23 protein-coding genes and 1 pseudogene are annotated in these 24,503 nt (G+C 71.4%); 7 read left to right on the top strand and 17 right to left on the bottom strand.

Annotated features, from left to right (window positions below; genetic code table 11):
• Positions 1–109: 109 nt before the first annotated feature.
• A complete protein-coding gene (locus C2L58_RS35420; RefSeq protein WP_103342004.1) occupies positions 110–709 on the bottom strand; it encodes a dihydrofolate reductase family protein in 600 nt (199 codons plus the stop codon).
• A gap of 154 nt (positions 710–863) precedes the next feature.
• Here C2L58_RS35420 and C2L58_RS35415 point away from each other — a divergent pair, with 154 nt between their 5' ends.
• From C2L58_RS35415 to C2L58_RS35405, 3 genes are read left to right on the top strand one after another with little or no spacing between them, the layout of a single operon-like run.
• Complete coding sequence (locus tag C2L58_RS35415) at positions 864–2,309, top strand: serine hydrolase domain-containing protein (protein ID WP_233226116.1); 1,446 nt, start codon at positions 864–866, stop codon at positions 2,307–2,309.
• Complete coding sequence (locus C2L58_RS35410) at positions 2,288–2,716, top strand: PGPGW domain-containing protein (protein ID WP_103342002.1); 429 nt, start codon at positions 2,288–2,290, stop codon at positions 2,714–2,716. Before C2L58_RS35415 ends, C2L58_RS35410 begins: the two co-directional genes overlap by 22 nt.
• Before the next feature lie 10 nt (positions 2,717–2,726).
• Complete coding sequence (locus C2L58_RS35405) at positions 2,727–3,374, top strand: TetR family transcriptional regulator (RefSeq protein WP_103342001.1); 648 nt, start codon at positions 2,727–2,729, stop codon at positions 3,372–3,374.
• Between the two features lie 120 nt (positions 3,375–3,494).
• Here the strand turns inward: C2L58_RS35405 and C2L58_RS35400 are convergent, their stop codons facing one another.
• From C2L58_RS35400 to C2L58_RS35380, 5 genes are read right to left on the bottom strand one after another with little or no spacing between them, the layout of a single operon-like run.
• Positions 3,495–5,990 carry a LamG-like jellyroll fold domain-containing protein gene (locus C2L58_RS35400; protein ID WP_103342000.1) on the bottom strand — a complete coding sequence of 832 codons (2,496 nt, stop codon included), beginning with the start codon at positions 5,988–5,990 and terminating at the stop codon, positions 3,495–3,497.
• Between the two features lie 29 nt (positions 5,991–6,019).
• Positions 6,020–6,994 carry an ABC transporter permease gene (locus C2L58_RS35395; RefSeq protein ID WP_103341999.1) on the bottom strand — a complete coding sequence of 325 codons (975 nt, stop codon included), beginning with the start codon at positions 6,992–6,994 and terminating at the stop codon, positions 6,020–6,022.
• A complete protein-coding gene (locus C2L58_RS35390; protein ID WP_103341998.1) occupies positions 6,991–7,953 on the bottom strand; it encodes an ABC transporter permease in 963 nt (320 codons plus the stop codon). Before C2L58_RS35390 ends, C2L58_RS35395 begins: the two co-directional genes overlap by 4 nt.
• On the bottom strand, positions 7,946–9,517 hold the full coding sequence (locus C2L58_RS35385; protein ID WP_103341997.1) for a sugar ABC transporter ATP-binding protein: 1,572 nt from the start codon (positions 9,515–9,517) through the stop codon (positions 7,946–7,948). Before C2L58_RS35385 ends, C2L58_RS35390 begins: the two co-directional genes overlap by 8 nt.
• Entirely contained in the window at positions 9,514–10,593 is a 1,080-nt protein-coding gene (locus tag C2L58_RS35380) for an ABC transporter substrate-binding protein (protein ID WP_103341996.1), read from the bottom strand. The genes C2L58_RS35385 and C2L58_RS35380 overlap by 4 nt, the downstream gene beginning before the upstream one ends.
• A 153-nt stretch (positions 10,594–10,746) precedes the next feature.
• On the opposite strand from C2L58_RS35380, the gene C2L58_RS35375 reads away from it, so the two are divergent.
• Positions 10,747–11,751 carry a LacI family DNA-binding transcriptional regulator gene (locus C2L58_RS35375; RefSeq protein WP_103341995.1) on the top strand — a complete coding sequence of 335 codons (1,005 nt, stop codon included), beginning with the start codon at positions 10,747–10,749 and terminating at the stop codon, positions 11,749–11,751.
• Between the two features lie 6 nt (positions 11,752–11,757).
• Here the strand turns inward: C2L58_RS35375 and C2L58_RS35370 are convergent, their stop codons facing one another.
• A complete protein-coding gene (locus C2L58_RS35370) occupies positions 11,758–12,918 on the bottom strand; it encodes an AAA family ATPase (RefSeq protein WP_103341994.1) in 1,161 nt (386 codons plus the stop codon).
• Between the two features lie 73 nt (positions 12,919–12,991).
• The gene (locus C2L58_RS35365) at positions 12,992–13,483 is read right to left on the bottom strand and encodes a winged helix-turn-helix transcriptional regulator (RefSeq protein WP_103341993.1); all 492 of its coding nucleotides are present in this window, start codon (positions 13,481–13,483) and stop codon (positions 12,992–12,994) included.
• Positions 13,484–13,584: 101 nt separating this feature from the next.
• Here C2L58_RS35365 and C2L58_RS35360 point away from each other — a divergent pair, with 101 nt between their 5' ends.
• On the top strand, positions 13,585–14,289 hold the full coding sequence (locus C2L58_RS35360; RefSeq protein ID WP_103341992.1) for an SDR family oxidoreductase: 705 nt from the start codon (positions 13,585–13,587) through the stop codon (positions 14,287–14,289).
• Between the two features lie 121 nt (positions 14,290–14,410).
• Positions 14,411–14,974 (top strand): TetR/AcrR family transcriptional regulator, encoded by a 564-nt coding sequence (locus tag C2L58_RS35355; protein ID WP_103341991.1) that lies wholly within the window; start codon positions 14,411–14,413, stop codon positions 14,972–14,974.
• 27 nt (positions 14,975–15,001) lie between these two features.
• Here C2L58_RS35355 and C2L58_RS35350 read toward each other — a convergent pair whose 3' ends face one another.
• From C2L58_RS35350 to C2L58_RS35340, 3 genes are read right to left on the bottom strand one after another with little or no spacing between them, the layout of a single operon-like run.
• Positions 15,002–15,874 (bottom strand): phosphotransferase family protein, encoded by an 873-nt coding sequence (locus tag C2L58_RS35350; protein WP_103341990.1) that lies wholly within the window; start codon positions 15,872–15,874, stop codon positions 15,002–15,004.
• Complete coding sequence (locus C2L58_RS35345; RefSeq protein ID WP_103341989.1) at positions 15,859–16,677, bottom strand: siderophore-interacting protein; 819 nt, start codon at positions 16,675–16,677, stop codon at positions 15,859–15,861. Before C2L58_RS35345 ends, C2L58_RS35350 begins: the two co-directional genes overlap by 16 nt.
• Positions 16,674–18,947, bottom strand: coding sequence for an ATP-binding cassette domain-containing protein (locus C2L58_RS35340; RefSeq protein WP_103341988.1), 2,274 nt, complete (start codon positions 18,945–18,947; stop codon positions 16,674–16,676). The genes C2L58_RS35345 and C2L58_RS35340 overlap by 4 nt, the downstream gene beginning before the upstream one ends.
• A 76-nt stretch (positions 18,948–19,023) precedes the next feature.
• Here C2L58_RS35340 and C2L58_RS35335 point away from each other — a divergent pair, with 76 nt between their 5' ends.
• Positions 19,024–19,824: a TetR/AcrR family transcriptional regulator gene (locus C2L58_RS35335; protein ID WP_103341987.1), complete on the top strand. Its 801-nt coding sequence runs from the start codon at positions 19,024–19,026 to the stop codon at positions 19,822–19,824.
• Here C2L58_RS35335 and C2L58_RS35330 read toward each other — a convergent pair.
• The 6 genes and pseudogenes from C2L58_RS35330 to C2L58_RS35310 all read right to left on the bottom strand — a co-directional run bounded on the left by C2L58_RS35330 (position 19,802) and on the right by C2L58_RS35310 (position 24,459).
• Entirely contained in the window at positions 19,802–20,554 is a 753-nt protein-coding gene (locus C2L58_RS35330; RefSeq protein WP_103342006.1) for a methyltransferase domain-containing protein, read from the bottom strand. The genes C2L58_RS35335 and C2L58_RS35330 overlap by 23 nt on opposite strands.
• Positions 20,543–20,746, bottom strand: a pseudogene (locus C2L58_RS50040) (putative acetyltransferase); the annotation flags it as partial. The gene C2L58_RS35330 and the pseudogene C2L58_RS50040, both read right to left, overlap by 12 nt.
• A complete protein-coding gene (locus C2L58_RS35325) occupies positions 20,743–20,973 on the bottom strand; it encodes a glutaredoxin domain-containing protein (RefSeq protein ID WP_103341986.1) in 231 nt (76 codons plus the stop codon). The pseudogene C2L58_RS50040 and the gene C2L58_RS35325, both read right to left, overlap by 4 nt.
• Complete coding sequence (locus C2L58_RS35320; protein ID WP_103341985.1) at positions 20,970–23,078, bottom strand: phage holin family protein; 2,109 nt, start codon at positions 23,076–23,078, stop codon at positions 20,970–20,972. The genes C2L58_RS35325 and C2L58_RS35320 overlap by 4 nt, the downstream gene beginning before the upstream one ends.
• Positions 23,075–23,671, bottom strand: coding sequence for a DedA family protein (locus C2L58_RS35315; protein WP_103341984.1), 597 nt, complete (start codon positions 23,669–23,671; stop codon positions 23,075–23,077). The genes C2L58_RS35320 and C2L58_RS35315 overlap by 4 nt, the downstream gene beginning before the upstream one ends.
• Positions 23,668–24,459, bottom strand: a complete 792-nt coding sequence (locus tag C2L58_RS35310) for an MBL fold metallo-hydrolase (protein WP_103341983.1) — start codon at positions 24,457–24,459, stop codon at positions 23,668–23,670. The genes C2L58_RS35315 and C2L58_RS35310 overlap by 4 nt, the downstream gene beginning before the upstream one ends.
• Positions 24,460–24,503: the final 44 nt, after the last annotated feature.

Raw genomic sequence — 24,503 nt, 5'->3', positions numbered from 1 at the left:
CGGCGATGGCCACCGCGTCGGGTGAGAGAGTCGCGTTGTCGGACATAGCTCAAGATTACCGAGCATCGAACACAAGTTCATCACACGATCGGGTGGTGTCCAAACGGGATCAGCGGTAGTGAACCCGATACCGCAGATGCGTAACCCCCTGCCCCGCAACGACTTCCACCTGCTCCAGCTCGGCGTTCCCGGTGCCGGAGTCCTCGAAGTACCGCACGCCGGCGCCGAGCAGCACCGGAACCAGGTCGATCCGCACCTCGTCGAGCAAGCCGAGGTTCAAGCACTGCTGGGCGATCGACGGGCCGGAAACGCCCACCGTTCCGTCGCCGGCCGCCTTGGCTTTCTCGATCGCGCTCGTGATGTCCGCGCAAAACGTGAAGGGCGCCAAGTGGTCCGCGGGCCAGTCGGCCGGTGGTGGGCGGTGGGTCACGACGAACGCCGCGCCGCCGCCCGGGGGACGGCCGCCCCAGCCGTGGGTGTGCTCGAACACCCGGCGGCCGCAGACGAAGGCGCTGTGGCGCACCGAATCGAGGAACGTGCTCAGGTACTCCGCGCTGGCGGGGGCGACGCGGAACGTCATCGGGTAGCCGACCATCGGGACCTCGACGTCGCCGGCCTGGTACCAGTCGAAGAGCGGTCCGACGCTGTCGTCGGGCCGGGCCACGAACCCGTCGAGCGACATGCAGAAGCTCGCCACCACGTCCGGCATGAGCCGCACCTCCTGATCAACCAAACGGTTTATCAACCGATTAGTTGAATATAAGAGGGCCGCGACGGCTCGTCAAGGAGGTACCGAAAGTAGGGGGCCCACCCGATCGTCCGGCAGCAGCGACCGCCGCCCCGCGCTGCCTACCTTCACCGCCATGACAAGGCTCCTCCTCGTGCTGGCGGCCCTCCTGCTGGCCACCGTCACCCCGGCGGCCGCGGCCGCGCCCCGGGACATCGACAGCTACGTGCGCGCTTACCTGGACCACACCGGCCTGCCCGGCGCCACGGTCGCGGTCACCCACGGCAAGGACGTCGTCCGCGTCGCCGGCTACGGGCACGACGCCGCCGGCACGCCGCTCACGGCGTCGACCCGGCTGCCGATCGCGTCGGTGAGCAAGTCCATGACGGCCTTCGCGGTCCTGCAGCTCGCCGAAGCGGGCCGGTTGGGGCTGGACGAGCCGGTGACGCGGTACCTGGCGGGCTTCCGGCTCGCCGACCCGCGCGGCGCGAAGATCACCGTCCGGATGCTGCTGGACCAGACGTCCGGGATGGCCGACTCGGCGTTCCCCGACCTGAAGCTGCCGCAGCCGCACACCCTCGCCGAGGCCGTCACCCGGCTGGAGGACGCCGAACTCGCCGACGAGCCGGGCGCGCGGTTCCACTACCACAACCCGAACTACGAGGTCGCCGCCCGGATCGTCGAGGTCGTCGCGGGGCAGCCGTTCGACGTCTACCTGCGGACGCGGCTGTTCCAGCCGCTCGGGATGGCGTCGAGCACGACCGTGGACGAGCCGCCCGCGGACCTCTCGCCGGGGTACGTGCGGGCGTTCGGGTTCGAGATCCCGGTTGCTGAACGTGACTGGTTCACCGGTGGCAGCCACGGCGTGCTGACCACTGCCGAGGACCTGGCGCGGTGGCTGGTCGCGCAGCGTGACGGCGGTGGTGTCCTGTCGCCGTCGTCGGTCGCGCTGGCGCACACCCCGGCACCCGGGCGCGACTACGCCTTCGGCTGGCGTGCCTATCCGCCGGGACAGCTGTCCCACTCCGGCGACTGGTTCAGCCACACCGCCGCCCAGATCCTCCTGCCGGACGGCCACGGCATCGCCGTGATCGCGACCACCGGCCTGGCGCTGGACAACGACGCCGAGACGCTGGCGCAGGGCCTGGCCACCCTGGTCCGGGGTGGTTCGCCGGAGCTCGCGCTGCCCGCCGGGGTGGTCGCGGACCGGGTGCTCGCCGGGCTGATCCTGCTTTCCGTGCTGCTCGCCGCCCTCGGCGTCCGCCACGCGCGCCGGTGGGCCGCGCGGCGGACGAGCCCGTGGCGGGCGGGCCTGCGGCTGCTGCCCTGCCTGGTGCCCGGCGTGGCCCTGGTGCTGCTGCCGGAGCTGATGGGGGTCGTCTTCGCCGGACGGCAGGGCACGTTCGGGCAGCTCCTGTACGTCTGGCCCGGCGTCGTCGGCTGGCTGGGATCGGCGACGCTCTGCGCGTTAGTGGTGGCCGCCGCGCGGGTACGGGCTGTCGTGAGTGGCAGACAGCGGCCGCGACGGGAAGAATCGGTCGAAACGACAGGAGTGGTCGCGTGGGGCTCGGAAAGCGGATGAAGCGGGTCCTGGTCGTGGTGGCCGGTGCCATCCTGCTGGTGGTCGGGGTGCTGCTGCTCGTGCTGCCCGGCCCCGGGCTGCTGCTCGTGCTCGCCGGGTTGCTGCTGCTGGCCTCGGAGTTCCCGGCGCTCGAGCGGTACGTCGACCCGGTGCGCGACCGCGCGATGAAGGCGGCCGAGGACAGCGTGTCGTCGCCGCTGCGCATCGCCGGCTCGGTGCTGGCCGGGCTGGCGCTGCTGGCGGCGGGGATCGTCTGGGGCACGGTGAAGTCGCTGCCGTTCAGCGGCTGGAGCACCGGGTCGAGCCTGATCCTGTCGTCGGTGATCCTGTTCGCGCTGCTGGGCTGGAGCTACCACCGGGTCAAGTCGCGCCGGGAGAGCGGGACGAAGGCTTCCACCGATCGGTAGCCTCGGCGCCATGAGCGCCGGATTCCAGCGCGCCCGCCGTCCCGAACAGATCGAGGCGCGCCGGCGGGTCATCCTCGCCGTCGCGCGGGAGCTGCTCGCCGAGCGGCCGGTCGCCGAAATCAGCCTGCGGGAGCTCAGCTGCCGGGTGGGGCTGGCGAAATCCAATGTGCTCAGGTACTTCGACAGCCGCGAAGCGATCTTCCTGGAAGTCCTCGACAGCGCGTGGACGGCTTGGCTCGACGACCTGGCCGAGGCGCTCGGCGAGCCGGGCCCGGCGGAGCCCGGGTTCGCCCGCGAGGAGCGGATCGCCGCCACGATCGCGGCGACGCTCGCCGGGCGGCCGGTGCTGTGCGAGCTGCTCAGTTCCATGGCGCCGGTGCTGGAGCGCAACATCCCGGTGGAGTTCGCCCGCAGCTTCAAGCGCCGGGCCGCCGCGAACACCGGGCGGCTGGGCGAGCTGGTGCGGGTCCGGGTGCCGGAGCTGCCGGTGGAAGCGGCCCGGCACTTCGCCCAGGGGGTAGTGGTCCTGGTGTCGGGCGCGTGGCCCGCGACCCACCCGACGGCGGCCGTGGCGGCGGTCGAGCGGGACGAGCCGCCGGTGTTCGGGCTGGCCGAGGGCCTGACGAACCTGCTGGTGGGGCTGGTCGCACGGCAGTGACGGCCACCCGTCAGCGGTCGCCGGGCCGCGTGCAGCCCTGGATTCCCCGCGGGGCTGGAGGCCGGTGGAAAGCGGAATGGCCGCACCGGAAATCCCGATGCGGCCACTCCGCGCGAATCGCTACTTGCCGCTGCTGTACAACGCGCTCACGTCCGCGTCGGACAGTGCCCGGTCGTAGACGTGGACCTGGTCGACCGCTCCGTTGAGGTAGTCGACCGGGCCGCCGCCGTACTTGCCGCGGCCGATCACCGTGTGGCCCGTCGATGCTTCGCCGAGGCAGACGCTCTTCGTCGCCGCCAGCTGGCCGTCGACGTACAGCTTCAGCGTGCCCGCAGCCGCGTCGCGGACGCCGACCACGTGGTACCAGCGGTTCGGCTCCGGGGCCGCGGGGGCCAGGGCCCGCGTGCCGACGAAGCTCATCGCCAGCCGGTGGTCCGCGCCCGAGTACTGCAGGAAGAACGCGCTGTTGCCGGCGCCGTCCTGGCTCACGATCGTCTGGAAGCCGTCACCCACGGCGTTGAACTTCACCCACGCCGCCGCGCTGTAGCTGCCTTCGGTGTTCACCAGCGCGGCGCCCGTGTCGGCGTACTGGCCCGACCCGTTCACCGCCAGCGCCGAACCGCTCTTGCCCGCGGTCCAGGACGCGCCGCCGGCGAGCGTGGCGTCGTGGCCGCCGACCGCGTCCGAAGCCACCGTGCCGGTGTTCTCGTCGAAGGGGTACGCCGCGATGCCGTCGATCCCGGGCGTTCCGGCCGGCACCGACGGACCGGAAACCGGTGTGCCGGTGGCGCCCTTGATCACCGCGAGGTTCGCCGCGCGGACCGCCGCGAAGTCCATCTTCTTCACCTGCCGGTCGTAGGTGAAGAAGCCGTTGACCTCCTTCTCGACGTCGGTGGTCTGCGTGTAGACCCCCGCGGACACCCCGCAGCGCTGGGCGACCAGCAGCAGGCGCTGCTGGAGCTCGCCGTAGCGCCTGGTCAGCGTCGCGCTGTCGGGCTCCATTTCGTAGGCGAAGCTGCCCGTCGCGTCGAACTCGTGGCCGGCGACCTTGAGGCCGAGGCCGCCGTACTCGCCGTCGACCGCCGCGCGCGGGCCGGTCTGGATCGGCGTGCCCGGGCCCGTGTAGGTGTGGTCGTCGTAGATGTCACCCTTGCCGCTGTCCGGTTCGGACCGGCAGCAGTTGACGCCGGACTCGGCGTTCACCAGCCGCGTCGGGTCCCAGGACTTGACGAGATCGGCGATGCGGCCGACTTCGTAGTCGCCCCAGCCCTCGTTGAACGGCACCCAGCTGACGATCGACGGGAAGCTGCGGTGCTGGTCGATCATCCGGTGCAGCTCGGATTCGAAGTTGACGCGCGAAGCCGCGGACGGCTCGACGTCGTCCTTCATCGCCGGCATGTCCTGCCACACCAGCAAGCCGAGCTTGTCGGCGTAGTAGTACCAGCGGTCCGGCTCGACCTTGATGTGCTTGCGCACCATGTTGAAGCCGAGCGCCTTCTCCTGCTCCAGGTCGAACTTCAGCGCCGCGTCGGTCGGCGCGGTGTAGATGCCGTCCGGCCAGAAACCCTGGTCGAGCGGGCCGACCTGCATGACGAACTTGCCGTTGAGCAGCATCCGCTGCTTGCCGTCGGCGGTCTTGCCGACGCTGATCGACCGGAGGCCGAAGTACGAGCCGACCTCGTCACCGCCGGAGAGCTTCACCCGCAGGTCGTAGAGGAACGGGTCGTCCGGCGACCACAGGTGCGGCCGGTCCACCTTGAGCTTCAACGGCTTGTTCGCGTCGCCGGACACGCGCCCCACCGGGCGGCCGTGGTCGTAGGCGACGGCTTCGACGCGCTGCTTCACCGGGCCGCCGACCACCGCGTTCACCGTGACCGACCCGCTCGCGACGTCGGGCGTCACGTCCAGGCGGTCGATGCGCGTGGCCGCCACCGGCTCCATCCAGACGGTCTGCCAGATGCCCGACGACGGTGTGTAGAAGATGCCGTCACCGGGCTGGCGCTGCTTGCCGATCGGCTGCCCGCCCTGGTCGTTCGGGTCGGCGACGCCGACGACGACCTCCTGGGTCTTCCGGGTGGTCAGTGCATCGGTGACGTCCACCGACCACGCGTCGTACCCGCCGGTGTGGCGGCCGACGGTCTTGCCGTTGACGATGACCGTGGCGTCGTAGTCGACGGCCTGGAAGTGCAGCAGCAGCCGTTGTCCCTTGCCGACCTGCCAGTCCTTCGGGACCTCGAACGTGCGCCGGTACCACATGTTCGTCTCGTGGCGCATGATCCCGGACAGCGCGGACTCGACCGGGTAGGGCACGAGGATGCGCTCTCCCAGCGAACGGCCGATCGGGGCGGCCTCGCCGGGCTTGGCCGAAGAGAACTCCCAGACGCCGTTGAGGTTCTGCCACTTGTCGCGGGTCAGCTGGGGCCGGGGGTAGTCGGGGAGGGCGTTGGCGGGGGAGACGTCCTTGGTCCACGGCGTGGACAGCGGCGGGGTGAGCCGCTGCCACTGCGGTTCGGCGGCCGAGGCCGCGGCCGGCACGGTGCCGAGGCCGGCCACCGCGACCGCGAACGCGGCGGCCGCGGTGAGCCATCTCCGGGATTTTCGGGCGGGGCGGAACATGCGTTGAACCTCCTGGTAGGGACGCGGGTTCAGCGGGTACGGGAGCGCGCGAGCAGGCGCTGGATCACCACGACGACGAGCAGGAAGGCCCCGCTCACCACGGTCTGGTAGTTGGAGTCGAGGGTGCCGATCTGGTTGATGACGTTCTGGATCAGCGTGCGCAGCAGGACGCCGACGAGCGTGCCGACGATCGTCCCGGCGCCGCCGGTGAGCAGCGTGCCGCCGATGACGACGACGGAGATCGCGTCCAGTTCGGTGCCGACGCCGATCACCGTGACGCCGGATTGCAGGTACGCGGCGGTGAGGATGCCCGCGACGCCGGCGAGCGCGCCGCTGAGCGTGTAGAGGCTGATCTTGGTGCGCGCCACCGGAAGCCCCATCAGCAGCGCCGACTGCTCGGCGCCCCCGATGGCGAACACCGACTGCCCGAACCGGGTGCGGCGCAGCAGCAGCCCGCCGAGCGCGAACAGGACGAGCGTCAGGTAGACCGGGACGCCGATGCCGAAGATCGTGCCCTGGCCGAGCCAGAGGAACGCCGAGCCGGCGTCCACCTTGTACGTCGTCGCGCCCTCGGAGGTCAGCGCGAGCAGGAGTCCCCTGGCGAACAGCAGCGACGCCAGGGTGACGATGAACGGCGCCATCCCGGTGCGGGCGATGAGCACGCCGTTGACGAACCCGATCAGCGAACACACCGCCAGCGGCAGCAGGATCGCCACGACCAGCCCGTACTGGGCGCCGTACGCGGCGAGGACGCCGCCGAGCGCGTAGTTCGAGCCGACCGAGAGGTCGATGCCGCCGGAGATGATCACGAACGTCATGCCGAGCGCGATCACCGCGAGGAACGAGCCCTGCAGCACGAGGCTGCGCAGGTTGTCCGCGGTGCCGAAGTGCGGGAAGGCGAACCACGAAGCGAAGATGCCGAGCACGAGCACGACGGCCGCGCCCTGGCGCTGCAAGACGCCGGCGAACGCGGCGTTGCGAGCGGTGGTCTGGGTGGCGGTCATCGGCTGCTCCGCTCGCGCGCGACGTAGACCGCGACGACGATGATGGCCGCCTGGACCATCTGCGCGGTCGAGTCCGGCAGGTTGTGCTTGATCAGGGTCGCCTGGACGAGCTGCATGAGCAGCGCGCCGAACACGGTGCCGAGCACGCGGACCCGGCCGCCGGTCAGCGGCGTGCCGCCGACGACGACCGCGGTGATCGCGGACAGCTCCATGAGCAGGCCGACGTCGCTCGGGTCGCTGGCGGCCAGTCGCGAGGTCGCCAGCACGCCGGCGATCGCGGCCAGTGCCCCGGAGATGACGTAGACGCTGATGAGCACGCGCTTCACCGGCAGGCCGGCCAGGGTGCTCGCGGCACGGTTGCCGCCGACCGCGACCAGGTGCCGCCCGAACGTCGTGCGCTGGACGACCAGCCCGGCCAGCACCGCGAGCACGCCCGCGACGATGACCATGATCGGCACGCCCAGGAAGTCGCCGGTACCCAGCTCCAGGAACTCCCGGTTGTGCAGCTGGACGAGCTGGCCGTGGGCGATGACCAGGGCGAGCCCGCGCCCGCCGACGAGCAGCGCCAGCGTCGCGATGATCGGCTGGATGCCCAGGTAGGCCACCAGGTAGCCGCTGAACAGGCCGGAGACCACGCCGGCGATGACGGCGACGATGATCGCCATCAGCGGGCCCGCGCCCAGGTAGAGCGGGATGAGCGCGGCGGCGATCGCCATCACCGAGCCGACCGACAGGTCGATGCCCTCGGTGCCGATCACCAGCGCCATGCCGAGCGCGACGATGCAGACCGGCGCCGCCTGCACCAGCTGGGTGCGGAAGTTGGCCGCGGACAGGAAGTTCTCGGTGAACACGACGTTGAACAGCAGCAGCACCACGACGGCCAGGTAGACGCCGTAGTTCTGCAGCCACGCGGTGACTTTCGCGCGGTCGGGTGCTTTCGTCAGGGTGGCGCTAGACATCGTTGTCACCCTCGGCTGCGATGGCGGTCAGGACGTTCTCCTCGGTGATCCGGTCGCCGGTCAGCTCGCCGACGACCGAGCCGTCGCGCAGCACGACCACGCGGTCGGAACCGTCGATCAGCTCTTCCAGTTCGGACGAGATGAGCAGCACGCCGAGCCCTTCCTGCGCGAGTTCGTCGATCAGCGCCTGCACCTCGGCCTTCGCGCCGACGTCGATGCCGCGCGTCGGCTCGTCGAGGAGCAGGATCTTCGGGCCGGTGGCCAGCCAGCGGGCGAGCAGCACCTTCTGCTGGTTGCCGCCGGACAGCTCCGACACCTTCTGCTCGGGACTGGCCGCCTTGATCCGCAGGCGTTCCATGAAGATCTTCACGATCTTGTCCTGCTTGGCCTTGCTGACCAGGCCGAACGGCGAGAGCGCCGGCAGCGCGGCGAGCACGATGTTCTCGCGGACCGACAGGTTCGGGATGATCCCGTCGGTCTTGCGGTCCTCGGCCAGCAGCGCGATCCCGGCCCGCATGGCGGCCTTGATCTTGCCCTTCTTCAGCGGTTTCCCGGCCAGCAGCACGCTGCCGCCGTCGAGGGGGAACGCGCCGACGATGGCCCTCGCCGTCTCGCTGCGGCCGGAACCGAGCAGGCCGGCGAGGCCGACGACCTCGCCGGGCCGGATGCTCACCGAGACGTCGTGCAGCTTCCGCATGCCGCTGAGGTTCTCGGCCTTGAGCAGCGGCTCGCGTTCGACGTCGTGTTCCTCGCCGAACGCTGTGACGCCCTCTTCGCGGATCTGCTTGATCTCCCGGCCGAGCATCTTGGACACGAGCTCGATGCGCGGCAGGTCCTTCAATGGTCCACTGTGGACGACCCGGCCGTCGCGCAGGACGGTGACGCTGTCGCACACCCGGTACAGCTCGTCCATCCGGTGGCTGACGTAGACGATCGCGATGCCTTCGGCGTGCAGCCGGTTCAGCACCTCGAAGAGCGTCTCGACCTCGCGCGGCTCGAGCGACGACGTCGGTTCGTCCATGATGACGACCTTGGCGTCGGTCGAGACCGCGCGGGCGAGCGCGACCATCTGCTGCGCGCCGACACCGAGGGTGTGCAGCGGGCGCTTGACGTCGTCGACGATGCCGTAGCCCTTGAGCAGCTCACGGGCGTCGGCGTACATCTTGGACCAGTCGACCAGCCCCGTGCGGGTGCGCGGCTCGCGGCCGAGGAAGACGTTGCCGGCGATGCTCATCAGCGGGACGAGGTTGACCTCCTGGTAGATCGTGGAGATCCCGGCGCGCTGCGCGTCGATCGGCCGCTTGAACGCCACCGGCTCGCCGAGGTGGCGCACCTCGCCCTCGTCGGGCTGGTAGACGCCGGTGAGCACCTTGATCAGCGTGGACTTGCCGGCGCCGTTCTCGCCGACCAGCGCGTGCACCTCGCCCGGCTTCAGCGCGAAGCTGACGTCGTCGAGGGCGAGGGTGCCGGGGAACCGCTTGGTCACCCCGGCCACCTCGAGCACCGGTGCGGTCGTCATGGCGGCGTCCTCTTCAGCAGCGTCCTCCTCGGTGGCGGCCGTCATTTGTAGGAGTTCCCGACCTTCTGCGCGGCGTTGGTCTCGTCGTACTGGTCGTCGGTGATCACGATGCTCGCCGGGATCGGCTCGCCGCTCTCGAACTTCTGCAGCGTCTGGAAGGCCAGCGGGCCGAAGCGCGGGTTGGACTCGATCACGGCGTTGTAGCTGCCGTCGACGATGAGCTGCACGGCGTTGCGGGTGCCGTCGATGGAGATGATCTTGACGTCCTTGCCCGGCGTCTTGCCGGCCGTCTTCAGCGCGTTGACCGCGCCGACGCCCATTTCGTCGTTCTCGGCGTAGACGGCGGTGATGTCCGGGTGGCTCTGGATGAGCTGCTCCATCACGGACTGGCCCTTGGACCGGTCGAACTCGCCGGTCTGCTCGGCGACCACGGACAGGCCAGGCGTCTTCGCCAGCTCGTCCTTGAAGCCCTTGGTGCGGTCGGTGGTGACGTTGTTGCCGGACGAGCCGAGCAGGATCGCGACCTTGCCGGTGCCGCCGGTCGACTTCACCATCGCCTGGGCGGCGCGCTGGCCCTGCTCGACGAAGTTCGAGCCGATGAAGGTCAGGTAGTCGGTGCAGGCCTGCGACGTCACCTTGCGGTCGATGGTGATGACCGGGACCTTCTTGGCCTTCGCCGCGTCGAGGGCCGGCTGGAGGCCGTCGGAGTTCAGCGGGGCGACGACCAGCAGCTGGGCGCCGCGGTCGAGCATCGACTTGATGTCGCTGATCTGCCGGTTCAGGTCGCTTTGGGCGTTGGTGACGAGCAGCTTGTCGCTCGCGATGCCGAGCTTCGCGGCTTCGTCGCGGATGGACTGCGTCTCGGTGATCCGGAAGGGATTGGCCTCCTTTTCGGACTGTGAGAAACCGACCACCGCCGTCTTCAGGTCGACCTTGGGGTAACCGGTCTTCTCGAGCGTGCAGCCGTCGGCGGACGGCGCGGCGGACTGGGCGCTGGCGGCCGGCCCACCGCCGCTCGACGGGGCCGCGGGGGAATCTTCCCTGCTGGTGCAGGAGGTGAGGGTCAGCGCGGCGGCGGCTGCGGTGACCAGAACCAGTCGGGGACGGGAGGACAAGAGCACGGCGACTCCTCGGGCAGCGTCGTTGGTGGCCCGCTCGCCGGGGTGATCGGGGTCACCGCGGGAGCCTTGAGGTACTTTTTACATCGTTGGAACAACGTTGTAAACCGGCGGCGGCTCGCTACACTTCGTGCTCACTCTCTGAAGGGACCGCCCGTGACCGTGACGCTCAAGGACGTCGCCACGCTTGCCGGAGTTTCGGTGAAGACGGTGTCGAACGTCGTGAACGGCTACGCCTTCGTCAAACCGGAGAACCGCCGGCGGGTCGAGGAAGCCCTGGCGACGACCGGGTACCGGCCCAACGTCGGGGCCCGCAACCTCCGCCGCGGCCGCACCGGCTTCCTGGCGCTGATGGTGCCGGAGCTGTCGATTCCGTACTTCGGCGAGCTGGCCGGCCTGGTGATCACGGCGGCGCAGAAGCGCGGCTGGAGCGTCCTGATCGAACAGACGCAGGGCACGCGGTCACGGGAGCGGGAGACGCTTTCGTCGCTGGGGCCCCACCTGGTCGACGGAGCCCTGGTGCACCCGGAAGCCCTGGAGGCGCCGGACTTCCCGGCCGATCCGGGCGGGATCCCCCTGGTCATGCTGGGTGAGCACGCGGTGGACGTGCCCATCGACCACGTGGCGATCGACAACGTCCTGGCCGCGCGCACGGCGGTTTCGCACCTGGCCGCGCTGGGCCGCAAGCGCATCGCGGCGATCGGGCGCAACCCCGAGCGCGGGACGTCGTCGCAGCGGCTGGCCGGCTACCGCTCGGCGCTCGCGGAGGCCGGTTTGTCCTATTCGGACGCTCTGGTGGCCCCGGCGGAGAAGTGGCACCGGTCGGTGGGATCGGCGGCGATGAAGTCGTTGCTGGCACTGCCTTCGCCGCCGGACGCGGTGTTCTGCTTCAACGACCTGCTGGCCGTCGGCGCGCTGCGCGCGGTGGCCGAGCTGGGGCTGCGGGTGCCCGAGGACGTGGCGATCGTGGGGTTCGACAACAACGAAGAGAGCGCATTCTCGCTGCCGTCGCTGACGACGATCGCGCCGGACAAGACCGCGCTGGCCGAGGCGGCGGTGGACCTCGTGCACCGCCGCATCACCGGCGACAAGACGTCCCCGCCGCAGGACATCCAGACGCCGTTCGCGCTGGAGATCCGCGAAAGCACCCGCGGCCGCTGACGCTTCTCAGCGGGCCGGCCAGTGCCACGACGGACGGTCCAGCCGGCCCTGGCCGGCCACCTTCGTCTCGCCGTACTCCTTCTCCAGCTCGACCGTGCTCACCTCGGCCGCCTCCGCCAGCGCGCGGATCAGGGACTGGGCGTGGGACACCACCACGAGCTGGGTCTCCTTCGCCGCCGTCGCGATCAAGGTCGCCAAGGCCGGCAGGAGGTCCGGGTGGAGGCTCGTCTCGGGCTCGTTCAGCACCAGCAGCTCCGGCGGGCGCGGGGTCAGCAGGGCCGCCACCCACAGGAGGAACCGCAGCGTTCCGTCCGACAGCTCCGCCGCCGACAACGCACGCAGCAACCCGTGCTGGCGGAACTCGACCGACAGCAGGCCGTCCTCGGAGCGCCGCACTTCCACGGTCGAGCCCGGGAAGGCCGCGTCGAGCACTTCCGCGAGGTCCGCTTCGCGGCCCACCTCGATGATCGTCTGCAGGGCCGCCGCGAGGTCGGCGCCGTCGTGGGACAGCACCGGCGTGCGGGTGCCGATGCGGGACTGGCGTGCCGGGGCGTCGGCGTCCGCGCGGAAGTGGTCGTAGAAGCGCCACGACCGGATGCGTTCCCGCAGCACCACCAGTTCCGGGCAGGCCCGCGGGTCCGAGAACTCGCTCAGCATGCTGTCCGTGAGCCGGATCTTGAACCGGTCGTCGCCCCAGGCCCCGGACGCGACGCGCGTGCGCACCGACGGGCCCGCCCGGTCCGCCAGCAACGCCGACGGCCGCAGGTACGGCCCCGACCAGACCGCTTCCCGCTTGAACTCCGGGTCGAGGTTGAACAACGTCCGCTTGCCCGGCACCGGCAACCCCAGGTCGAGGGCGTAACCGAACTCGTCGCCCGCGAAGCCGAGCCGCAGCCCGACGGCCTTGGTGTGCACCTTGCCCTCGACCCGCGTGGTCCCTCGTCGCACGCCGTTCTCCGGGCCGGCCCACAGCGTCGACGGCAGCCCGCCCTCGCGGGCCAGCGCCGCCACGGCGCCGTTGCGCGACGCGTCGGCCAGGAGCCGCAGCGCCCGGTACAGGCTCGACTTGCCGCTGCCGTTCGGCCCGGTGACGACGGTCAGGCCGGACAGCGGCAGCACCAGGTCACGCAGCGAGCGGTAGTTCTCGACGGCCAGCGTGGTGAGCATGCCCCCGAACCTAGCCGAAGTGCCGACGGGCATCACTCGTGATCAGCGGGGCGTCATGCGTGATCGAATCGGCTCAACCGACCGGATCGGCCAAGGGGATCTCGTCCTCGCCGAGCGAGGATCCGCGCCAGGCCAGGTCGCCCCTGGTCACGGGTTTCCCGCAGGCGTCGCACTTCGCGCCCGGCCGGGTGGGCTGCCCGCAGCGGGCGTGGATCAGCGTCATCGGGCCGGGTGGGTGCTCCGACGGCGCGTGGGCGTCACCCCAGGCGCCGAGGGCGTGCAGGACCGGCAGCGCGTCCGAGCCGGCCTGGGTGAGGCGGTACTCGTGGCGGGTGCGGCCACCGTCGCGGTAGGGGAGCTTCGTGAGCAGGCCGCGGTCGACGAGCTTGGCCAGCCGGGTGGTCAGCACGTTGTCGGCGATGCCGAGCTGGGCGCGGAAGTCCTCGAACCGGGTGGTGCCCGCGGTGGCGTTGCGCAGGATCAGCAACGTCCAGGGCTCGCCGAGGACGTCGGCGGCGCGCGCGATCGGGCAGGCGGCGTCCGCCCAGGTGATGCGACGGCTCATCGTGTGATCCCTTCGACCTGACTTGCTGGGAGCAAGTTTACCCCGTACCGTCGGACTCAGCTAGCTTGCAATGAGCAAGCCAGGTGCGAGAGGAGTTCGTCATGGACATCACGGGTGCGGTGGCGCTGGTCACCGGAGCCAACCGGGGACTCGGGCGCCGGTTCGCGGCGGCGCTGCTCGAGCGTGGCGCGGCCAAGGTGTACGCCGCCGCTCGGAATCCGGAGTCGGTCGACCTGCCGGGTGTGATCCCGCTTCGCCTCGATGTGACCGACCCGGAGTCCATCCGGGAAGCCGCCGCGCTGGCGGGCGACGTCACGCTGCTGGTAAACAACGCCGGCTCGTCGACCGGGTCGTCCCTGCTGGGCGGGTCCATCGAGGACATCCGGCTGGAGATGGACACGCACTACTTCGGCACGCTGGCCGTGACGCGCGAGTTCGCGCCGGTCCTCGAGCGCAACGGCGGCGGCGCGGTGCTCAACGTGCTGTCGGTGCTTTCCTGGTTCACCGCACCGCAGGTGGCGGCGTACTCCGCGGCGAAGTCCGCGGCCTGGTCGCTGACCAACGCGCTGCGCCTGGAACTGGCGGCCCAGAAGACGCAGGTGACGGCGCTGCACGTCGGGTACATGGACACCGACATGGCCAAGAACGTCGACGGCCCGAAGATCGACCCGGCGGTCGTGGCGGGCCTCGCCTTGGACGGCGTCGAGGAAGGCCGCTTCGAGGTGCTCGCCGACGACGTCAGCCGGAACGTGCGGGCCGGGCTCTCCGGCGATCTCGCCGGGCTGTACCCCGCACTGGTTTCCTGAAGGCGTTTTTCCGACCCCGGAATACGGTGGTCCCCGCCGCGGGCGTATGAATAGGCGGGTGCCGGAACACGTCGAAGCCGGAATAGGCCGAACGAGAAACCGCTGGGGCGAAGGCGAACGGTTGCGCGGCGAGATCCTGGCCGCGGCCGGCCGGTTGCTCGCCGAGCTCGGCGGCGAGGACGGGCTGACGATCCGCGGCGTCGCCCGTGCCGTCGGCATCGCCCCGGCGAGCATCTACCAGCATTTCTCCGACCGAGCGGAATTGGTCCGCGGATTGCTCGACCACGAATACGCCCGGCTGCGGGATTCGATGCGCGCGGCGGAGGAGTCAATCGGCGAAACCGACGTCGTCGGCCGGGTCCGCGCCCAGATTCACGCCTACTGCGCGTTCGCCATGGAGAATCCGGGCCATTACCGCCTGATGCTGGCCAACGGAGCCTCCCGGCCGGACCCCGACGCCCGCGCGGAAGGCCCGCTGCTGGACGTGATCGACCGGCTGGCCGCGGGCTTCGAGCGCTGCATCGAGGCAGGTCACCCACTACGGGTAACACCAGGCCGCGCGGCGGCGGTGGTGTTCGTGGGCGCGCACGGGCGGGTGGCGTTGTTCCACAGCGTGCTCCACCGGACGGGGGCGGAGCTGGTGGAGCCGTTCGTGGACGAGCTGGTGTCGCTGGTGTTCGCGTGACGGCCGGTGGCCGTGCGCGCGACGTCATCACAACGCCCGCTGGGCCGCGTCCAGGTTCTCCGCCAGCCAGGCCGAGACGAACCGCTCCCGGTCCGCGTTCGTGTCCTTCCGCGGCACCATCTCCACCAGCATGATCAAGCCCAGGTAGACGCGGTACACCGTCAGCCGGCGGCGGGCCGGGGCGTCGAAGCTGGTCGTGCCGTACCCCGCCAGCAGGGGGGCGTCCAGGTCGTGGAACAACGTCAGTGACACGAATTCCGCCACCGGGTCGCCCCAGAACGCGCGTTCCGCGTCGATGATGCCCGACACCCGGTCGCCGTCGAGCAGGATGTTGCCCTTCCACAGGTCGAAGTGGACCAGCACCGGGGTCGTGACCAGCTCCAGCAGCGGCTCGTGGCGGCGGACCAGGTGGGCGATCTCCGCCGCCGGGCGGGGGAGGCGCACGCCGTACCGGACGGCGTCCGCGAGGACCGCGTCCACCATCGCCGCGAACGCCGCCGGCCACGTCGGGTGCAGCGGGTCCTGGGGGTAGCCGAAGCCGTCGCCGGTCACTTCGTGCAGGCCGGCCACGATCGCGCCCAGCTCGGTGCGCAGGTGCGGGCCGGTGCCGGCCACCTGGGACCACGGGACGCCCGGCACCTCCGTCATCAGCAGGAACCCCGGCCCGGCGCCCACCACCGACGGCACCGGACCCGGCACCCGGCGGTAGTACTCCGCTTCCGTCGCGAGCAGGTCGTGTTCGTAGGTCAGGCCGGGGGCCGCCGGCGCGATCTTGAGGACCAGCCGGCGCCCGTCCGTGAGCCGCACCCGGACCGCCCGGTTGTACGTTCCGCCGCCGATCTCCTCGGCCGCCACGACCGAAGCCGGGTCGAGGCCCGATGCCGTCAGTTCCCCTTCCACCCGGCCGAGTCTGCCAGCTTTTCCGCCGCGTCGGCCAGGTCCTCCGGGGTCGGGGCGTCGTCCTGGGTCAGGCTGCGCCGCCAGTAGCCGGTGAACTCGATGACGTTCCTGGCCCAGCCGCGCTCGCCCACGAGGTGGCGGCGCAGCGCACGGACCGTCGAAGCCTCCCCGGCCAGCCACGCCGCCACCGAACCCTCCGGCAACGCCGCCTCGCGAACCGCCTCGACCAGCTTGCGGCCGTGCCCGGCGCCGTCCCGGTGCAGCCAGTGCACCTCGCCGGGCAGCGGCTGCTCCTCGGCCGCGTCCGCGACCTCGACGAACACCACCGCGTTGTCCACTTCGGACAGAATGGTCGCGATGGCGGGGATCGCCGTCTCGTCGCCCGCGCACAGCAGGGTGTCCGCTGTGGACAGTGGGCGGCGGTAGGCCGCGTCCGGGCCGTAGCGGCCGAGGACGTCGCCCGGCGCGGCTCGGCGCGCCCACGCCGTGGCCGGTCCGGCCGAGCCGGAGTGCAGCACGAAGTCCACGTCGATCGTGTCGCGATCCCGCGAGCGCACCGTGTAGCTGCGCATCACCGGGCGTTCCTCGGAAGGGATCGCCAGGTACGCCTGGTACCAGCGCATGACGTTGTCGCCGGCCGGCGGCAGCCGCACCGGGCGGCCCGGTGGCGGGAACAGGAGCTTGAGCTGCTGGTCCGGCCACGGCTCCAGTGCGTCCAACCCGGGGCCGGTGAACGTGACGCGCACGGTGCGCGGGGTCACCGGCCGCACCGCCGTCACCTCGAGCAGACCGGTCGGCTTCACGGCTTCCCCAGGTATTCGCGCAGGTGGCGGGCGGTGAGGGTGGAAGCGTCGGCCACGAGCGCGGCCGGCGTGCCTTCGAAGACGACGCGGCCGCCGTCGTGGCCGGCGCCGGGGCCGAGGTCGATCAGCCAGTCGGCGTGGGCCATCACGGCCTGGTGGTGCTCGATGACGATCACCGTGTTGCCCGCGTCGACGATCCGGTCGAGCAACGCCAGCAGCTGGTCGACGTCGGCGAGGTGCAGCCCGGTCGTCGGCTCGTCGAGGATGTACGTCGAGCCCTTCTCCGCCATCCGGATCGCCAGCTTGAGCCGCTGCCGCTCGCCGCCGGAAAGCGTGGTCAGCGGCTGCCCGAGCGTCAGGTAGCCGAGGCCGACGTCGGCGAGCCGGTCGAGGACCGTCCGCGCGTTGCCCGTGGCGAAGAACTCCCGTGCTTCGGCGACGGACATCGCCAGGACCTCGCTGATGTTCTTGCCGCGCAGCTCGAACGTGAGCACCTTGGGCGTGAACCGCTTGCCCTCGCACTCTTCGCAAACCGACGCGACCCCGGCCATCATCGCCAGGTCCGTGTAGATCACGCCGAGGCCCTTGCAGCGCGGGCAGGCGCCCTCGGAGTTGGCGCTGAACAGGCTCGCCTTGACGCCGTTGGCCTTGGCGAACGCTGTCCGGATCGGGTCGAGCAGGCCGGTGTAGGTCGCCGGGTTGGACCGGCGGGACCCGCGGATCGCCGACTGGTCGACCACGACGACGCCGTCGTGGTTCGCCAGGGAGCCGTGGATCAGCGACGACTTCCCGGACCCGGCCACGCCGGTGACCACGGTCAGCACGCCGAGCGGGACGTCGACGCTGACGTCACGCAGGTTGTGCAGCTTCGCCCCGGTGATACGCAGGTGACTCGAAGGCTTTCGCACCTCCGAGCGGAGCGTGACGCGGTGGTCGAGGTGGCGGCCGGTGAGCGTGCCGGACGCGCGCAGGCCGTCGACGCTCCCGGTGTAGCAGAGCCGCCCGCCCGCGGTGCCCGCGCCGGGACCGAGGTCGACGACGTGGTCGGCGATCCGGATCGTCTCCGGCTTGTGCTCGACGACCAGGATCGTGTTCCCCTTGTCCCGCAGGCAGAGCAGCAGGTTGTTCATCCGCTCGATGTCGTGCGGGTGCAGCCCGACGGTCGGCTCGTCGAAGACGTAGGTGACGTCGGTGAGGCTGGACCCGAGGTGGCGCACCATCTTCACGCGCTGGGCCTCGCCGCCCGAGAGCGTCGCGGATTCGCGGTCGAGCGAGAGGTAGCCGAGGCCGATCTCGACGAGCGAGTCGAGGGTGTCGCGCAGGTTGCCCAGCAGCGGCCGGATCGACGGCGCGTCGAGGCTCCGGACGAACTCGGCGAGGTCGCTGATCTGCATCGCGGCGCAGTCGGCGATGTTCCGGCCCTCGATCTTCGCCGACAGCGCGGCCTGGTTGAGCCGGGCGCCGCCGCACTCGCCGCAGGTCTTGAACGTGGCGGCCTTCTCGATGAACGCGCGCAGCCGCGGTTGCAGCGACTCGGTGTCCTTCTGCAGGTAGAGCCGCCGGACCTTCACCGCGAGGCCCTCGTAGGTGATGTTGGTCTTGCCGACCTTCACCTTGCACGGGCCCTTGTGCAGCAGGTCGTCGAGCTGCTGCGGCGTGAAGTCGCGGATCGGCGTGTCCGGGTCGAAGAAGCCGCACGAGAGGTAGGTCTGCACGTACCAGTTGTCCGGCGTGAAGCCGGGCACCTGGATCGCGCCGTCGTGCAGTGAGCGGTCGAAGTCGAGCAGGGCGTGGACGTCGAGGTCGGACACCCGGCCGAGGCCCTCGCAGGCCGGGCACATGCCCTCGGGCAGGTTGAAGCTGAACGCGCCGGACGTGCCGACGTGCGGTTCGCCGAGCCGCGAGAAGGCGATCCGCAGCATCGCGTAGGCGTCGGTCGCGGTGCCGACCGTGGAGCGCGAGTTGGCGCCCATCCGCTCCTGGTCGACGACGATGGCCGCGCTCAGGTTCTCCAGCAGGTCGACGTCCGGGCGGGACAGGCTCGGCATGAAGGACTGGAGGAAGGCGCTGTAGGTCTCGTTGATCAGCCGCTGGGACTCGGCCGCGATGGTGCCGAAGACCAGGGACGACTTGCCGGAGCCGGAGACGCCGGTGAACACCGTGAGCCGGCGCTTCGGGATGTCCAGGTCGATGCCGGTCAGGTTGTTCTCCCGGGCTCCCCGGACCTCGATCACGTCGTGGGTGTCGGCGGCCCGCCTGGGTGAGGTCATACCGTCCTTCTCGATAGTTTAGGCTGTAAAGTGATTACCGATCGTACAATACTTTATGGTGTAAGGAGTCGGCAAGGTGGTCGTCTTCGCGGGTCAGGGCGACGCCCGCCGGTCCATGGAACTGCTGTGGGGGCCGCGCGTGGTGGCGCCGCGCACGGGCCCGGGGCCCAAGCCGGGCCTGTCGGTCGAGGCGATCGTCGCGGCGGCGATCGACATCGCGGACGCCGAGGGCATGGCGGCGCTGTCGATGCGCGCGGTCGGCGAGCGCCTCGGCCGCACGGCGATGGCGCTGTACACGTACGTGCCGGGCAAGACCGAGCTGGTCGACCTGATGTACGACCGGACCCTGGGGGAATTGCCGTCGTCGTTCCCGGTGACTTCGGGGTGGCGCGCGGCGGCTTTTTCGCTGGCCGACGCGCTGTGGGACCTGCACCTGCGGCACCCGTGGCTGCTGCAGGTCTCGCCGGCGCGCCCGGTGCTGGGGCCAGGGGAGTTCCACGTGCAGGAGACGCTGCTGTCCGTTCTGGCGTCGACCGGGCTGCCGCTGTCCCGGGTCCGCTGGGTGGTGGCGGCGTTGTTCAACATCGTGCGCGGCTCGGTGCAGGCGGCGGCGGAATCGCGGCAGGCGGCCCGCGAGACGGGACAGTCCGAAGAGGACTGGTGGTACGCGCGGTCGGCGTTGCTGGGGGAGCTGGCGCCGGACCTTCCGGCCCGGTTCCCGACGGTGGCTCGGTTGGGGGAGGCGGGCGAGTACGAGGCTGCGGGGTCGGAGGAGCCTTATCTCGAGCGGGAGGCGCGGCTGTCGTTCGAGGCGGGCCTGGAGCTGCTGCTGGACGGCGTCGAGGCGGCGATCGTCAAGGCTTCCGGGCCTCGATGAGGAACCGGGCCGTGTGGGCGACGAACGGGCCGTCGCGCTCGATCCTCTCGTGCAGCTCCCGCAGCTTGTCCCGGTACTGCTCCACCGTGAACCCGGGGACCATCCAGATCACCTTGCGCAGGAAGTACACCACCGCGCCGATGTCGAGGAACTCCGTACGCAGCGACTCCGAGCGCACGTCGACCACCTCGAGGCCCGCCGCCTCGGCTTCCTGCACCGCCCGGTCGGGGTGGCGACTGTTGCGCGCTTCCTCAGGCTGCGGGCCGAGGAAGAACTCCACCAGCTCGAACACGCTCGCCGGGCCGACCTGCTGGGAGAAGTAGCTCCCGCCGGGGCGCAGGACGCGGGCGATTTCGGGCCAGTTCGTCCGCACCGGGTGGCGGCTGGAGACGAGGTCGAACACGTTGTCGCCGAACGGGAGGCCCTCGGTGGCCACGACGACCACCCCGCGCGGGCGAAGGCGGGCCGATGCACGAGCCACGTTCGGCGGCCACGACTCGGTCGCGGCCGTCAGCGGCGGGAGGTGCGGGCAGCCGTCGATGACTTCGCCGCCGCCGGTTTCCACGTCGAGTGCGGCTTCGACCTGGGCGAGCCGTGAGCCCAGCAGCCGCTGGTAACCCCAGGACGGACGCTCCTCGGTGGCGCGGCCGTCGAGCCAGGAGAAGTCCCAGCCGTCGACGGATTCCGCTTCCGCCTCCGCGACCAGCGCGTCGAACCGCGATTTCCGCACCGGTGGCGGTGGCACCGGCTTGGCGAGCGTGACCGCGGCCAAGTTCACCACCACCGGACCTCGCCGGGTTTCCACCGTGCACGTGTTCTCGTCGCGCGCCACCAGGTTCCCGAGCGCGTCGGTGAGCCCACCCTCGATCCGGTAGCGCACCACGACCCGCGTACCCAGCGGCAGTTCTCGAAGCAGTTTCACAGCCGGCCGCTCAGCTCCTCGTCCGACGGCTCGACCAGGAACGAACCGTCTTCCCAGACGATCGTCGGGATGCGGCGGGCGCCGTCCTGCAGCTCGCGGACGCGGCGCTCGGCGCCGGCGTCCGCCTCGACGTCCACATAGGAGTATTCGACGCCTTCGCGGTCGAGCAGCGCGCGGCTGCGCTTCACGTCCGGGCACCAGCTCGCGCCGTAGACCGTCAGCTTCACGAAACTACCTCCCTGACCGGGTTTTCCACCGGGACGTGCCCCAACTCTGCCAGCCAGCCGCGGAACACCCGGTGCAGGGCCTCCGCCCCGACGACCTCGCCCGGGAACCGCAGCTCACGCGGGTGCACCACGAACCCGCGCTGCTGCGGGCCGCCGAGGCCGCCGTGCGAGCCCACGTGCGTCTCGAACGGGGACGCCTGGTCCGAATCCGGGTCGTAGCGGCTGTTGATCATCACGTCCGCACAGTGCGGGAACGTGTCCACCCGGCGGATCAGGTCCGCCGCGTGCGGGCCGTACGGCGGCAGTGGATCCTCGCCGACGACGACCCCCGTCCCCAGCCGGTGCAGGCCGTCGCGGCCCAGGACCACCGGGCCGAACTCGCGGCTGCGCACCAGCAGGAAGCCGACGCCGGCGTGGTCCACCAGGGTCGGCAGCAGGTCCGGGAACTCCCGCTCGATCGTCTCCAGCTCGACGCGGCCTTCGTGCTCGGTGAACGACACCATCGCGAGGTGCCCGGACACGACCACCACCACGCCGGGCGCCACCCGGGTGACCGCGCCCGGCGAGCCCGACGTCGTGCGCGGGCGGTCCTCGGCGCACTCCGCGTCCTCCACCCGGGCGCGCAGCCGGCGTGCGATCAGGCCGCCGCTCGTCGTCGCCTCGGCCAGGGCCGCGTTGATCTGCCAGCTCTCGGCCTGCCGCCGCTTCCCCGAAGACGCCGTTGACGGCGAACCCCCGCACAGCCGGCCGACGTACGCCTCGATCGTCTCGCCGAACCGCTGCGAGAACGCCTGGCCCTGGGTTTGGCCGTGATCCGACAGCGCCACGACGTGGTAGCGGCGCGGCGCCAGCCGGCTCGCCCGGTGCAGCCGCGCGATCTGCTGGTCGATCGAGCGCAGCACCGACAGCGTGTCGAACCGCTCGATGCCGGAGTGGTGCGCGACCTCGTCGTAGCCGAGGAAGTCCGCGTACACGACCGGCCGCCCGGCGAGCATGTCGCCGAGGATCGCGGAGACGACGATGTCCCGCGCGATCACCGTCGTGCCCGGCCGGGCCAGCGGGTACCAGCCGCCGCGCGGGATCCGCGGCACCACGCCGGCGCGGCGCTGGCGCACCGACGCGCTGATTTCGCGGAAGACGTCGACGAGCGCGACGGCGAACGTGCGCAGCGCGTTGACCGGGTTCGCGAAGTAGGCGTAATAGCCCGCGCCGAGCCGATCCCGGTGCCGGCGCAGCAGCTTTTTCGGGACCAGCACCGGGATCGAGCTCATCGTGAGGCTGACGTGGGCGGCGTCGCCGGAGAACAGGTTGCCGCGGCTCGCGCCGTCGCCGGACAGGAGGCCGCGCCCGTCGGAGTGCCGCCGCTCGATCTCGGCCGCGTCGGCCGGGTGCGCGCACGCCATCACGTGGTCGCGGTCCTTTTCGTACCAGCGGAAGCCGAGGATGTCGTGGTTGGAGCCGTGCAGGATGCCGCAGACGCTCGCCCCGGTCTGCGAGCTCCAGTCGGTGTGCCACCGGGTGAACGCGTGGCTGTCCTCGGCGAGCCACGCGGCGAACGTCGGCATGTCACCGTCGCGGATCGCGCGGCGGACGGTGTCGTACCCGAGGCCGTCGATCTGCAGGAACAGCACCCCGGGCGGCTGGTCCGCGGCCCCGGCGGCGGGGGTGTGCCGACGGCGGCGCCGGGCGGCGCGGCGGAAGAAGATCTCGTCCTCGTCGACGGCGAGCAAGCTCGAGATGAGCGCGCCGACGGCGGCCATGCCGAGCGTGACGATCACCGCGGTCCGGAACCCGGCGACCTCGACGCCGGGCACGGTCCGGAACACGGCCAGGGTCCCGGCCCCGAGCAGCAGGAACCCGAAGACGCCGAAGGTGAGGAACGCCAGCGGGTAGGCGATCCGCATGACCAGCGGCCAGACCACGGCGGCGAGCAGGCCGAACAGCAGCGCGCAGACCGCCGGCTGCCACCAGTGCGTCATCCGGAACCCGGGCAGGAGCACGTCGAGCAGGCGCAGCGCGCCGGTCACCGCGATCCACACGCCGACCGCGCGGGCCACGGGCCGGCCGCCGCGCAGCAGCCGGCCCTTCGGCGCGGCCGACGTCACACCGGCTCCTTGGTCTTGCCCGCCTGGGCCTTGCGCCGCCACCGGGCGACCAGGTTGGCCAGCACGGTGACCAGCAGGACGAGCACCGTCGCCAGCAGCGTCGCGACGACGGGTGAGTCGAAGATGCCCCCGCTCACGATGCCGAGCACCGCGTACGCGCTCGCCCAGAGCACGCACGCGCCGAGCGCGGCGGGCAGCAGGCGCCGCCACGGGTAGCCCAGCGCGGCCGCGGCGAGCAGCACCGGGATGCGGCCGGCCGGGACGAGCCGGCCGATCACCACGAGCTGCCAGCCGCGGCGGGCGAACTGCTCGCGGGCCTTCTCGAGCCGTTCGGCGGGCTGGCGGCGGCTGATCCAGCGGAACGCGGCTTCGCTGCCCAGGCGCGGGATCCCGAACGTCACGACGTCGCCGAGGTAGGCGCCGAGGGTGGCGAGGACGATCACCAGCGGCAGGGACAGGTGGCCGGTCGTCATCGCGACGGCGGCCGCGGCGCCGACGACCGCGCCGGTGGGCACGATCGGGATGATCGAGCCGAGCAGCACGCCGCCGAACACCGCGGGGTAGCCGATGGCGGCCGGGTCGGTCCAGTTCACGCGCGGTCCTTCGGCGAGGGCAGGGCGATGTCGGCGCCGGGCTCGGTGAACAGGACGTCGGCGGTTCCGCCGGCGGCCTTCACCTCGGCGGCGAACACCCGCGGCGGATCGGCCAGCAGCCGCCGCATCCGGGCGGTGCGCCGCAGGCCGGGGAGGGCGAGCGTGCCCCAGTGCACCGGGACGGCGGCCCGGGCCCCGACGAGCCCGGCGGCCCGCGCGGCGCGGGCCGGATCGAGGTGGCCGGGGCCGAGGTTCGGGCCCCAGCCCCAGACGGGCATCAGGGCGACGTCGACCGGGCCGAGGCCGCGCATGCCGTCGAAGAGGTCGGTGTCGCCGGCGACGTAGATCTTCTTGCCGTCGCTTTCCAGGAGGTGCCCGAGCGCGGGACTCTGCGGCCCGTGGGTCAGCCGCGGGCCCCACCGGTGTCCGGAATGGACGGCTTCGGTGGCGGTGACGGTCAGGCCGCCGTCGGTGAGCGTCTCCCCGGGCGCGATCTCCTCGACGCGCTCGAAGCCCTTCTTGCGCAACCACGTCCCGGCGCCGCGGGGGACGACGATCCGGGTCTCTCGGCCGAGCAGCCGCAGGGACGGCAGGTGCAGGTGGTCGCCGTGGAGGTGGGACAGCAGGACGAGGTCGACGCCGGCGTAGCTTTCGGGCGCCGGCACGGGCACGACCCGGACCAGCCCGCCGACGCGCGCGGTGAGCACCGGATCGGTCAGCACGACCCGGCCACCGAGTTCGACGCGGACGGTCGAATGGCCGAGGAATCGCAGGCTGAAGCCGCTCACGTCCCCGAGTATCACCTTCGCCGCCGCCGGACGCCCGGCGGAGT

It is taken from the genome of Amycolatopsis sp. CA-126428, from assembly GCF_002904335.1.
Lineage (GTDB): Bacteria > Actinomycetota > Actinomycetes > Mycobacteriales > Pseudonocardiaceae > Amycolatopsis.
The sequence above is the reverse complement of the archived record's forward strand: the minus strand, read 5'-3'. Positions and strand labels throughout refer to the sequence as shown.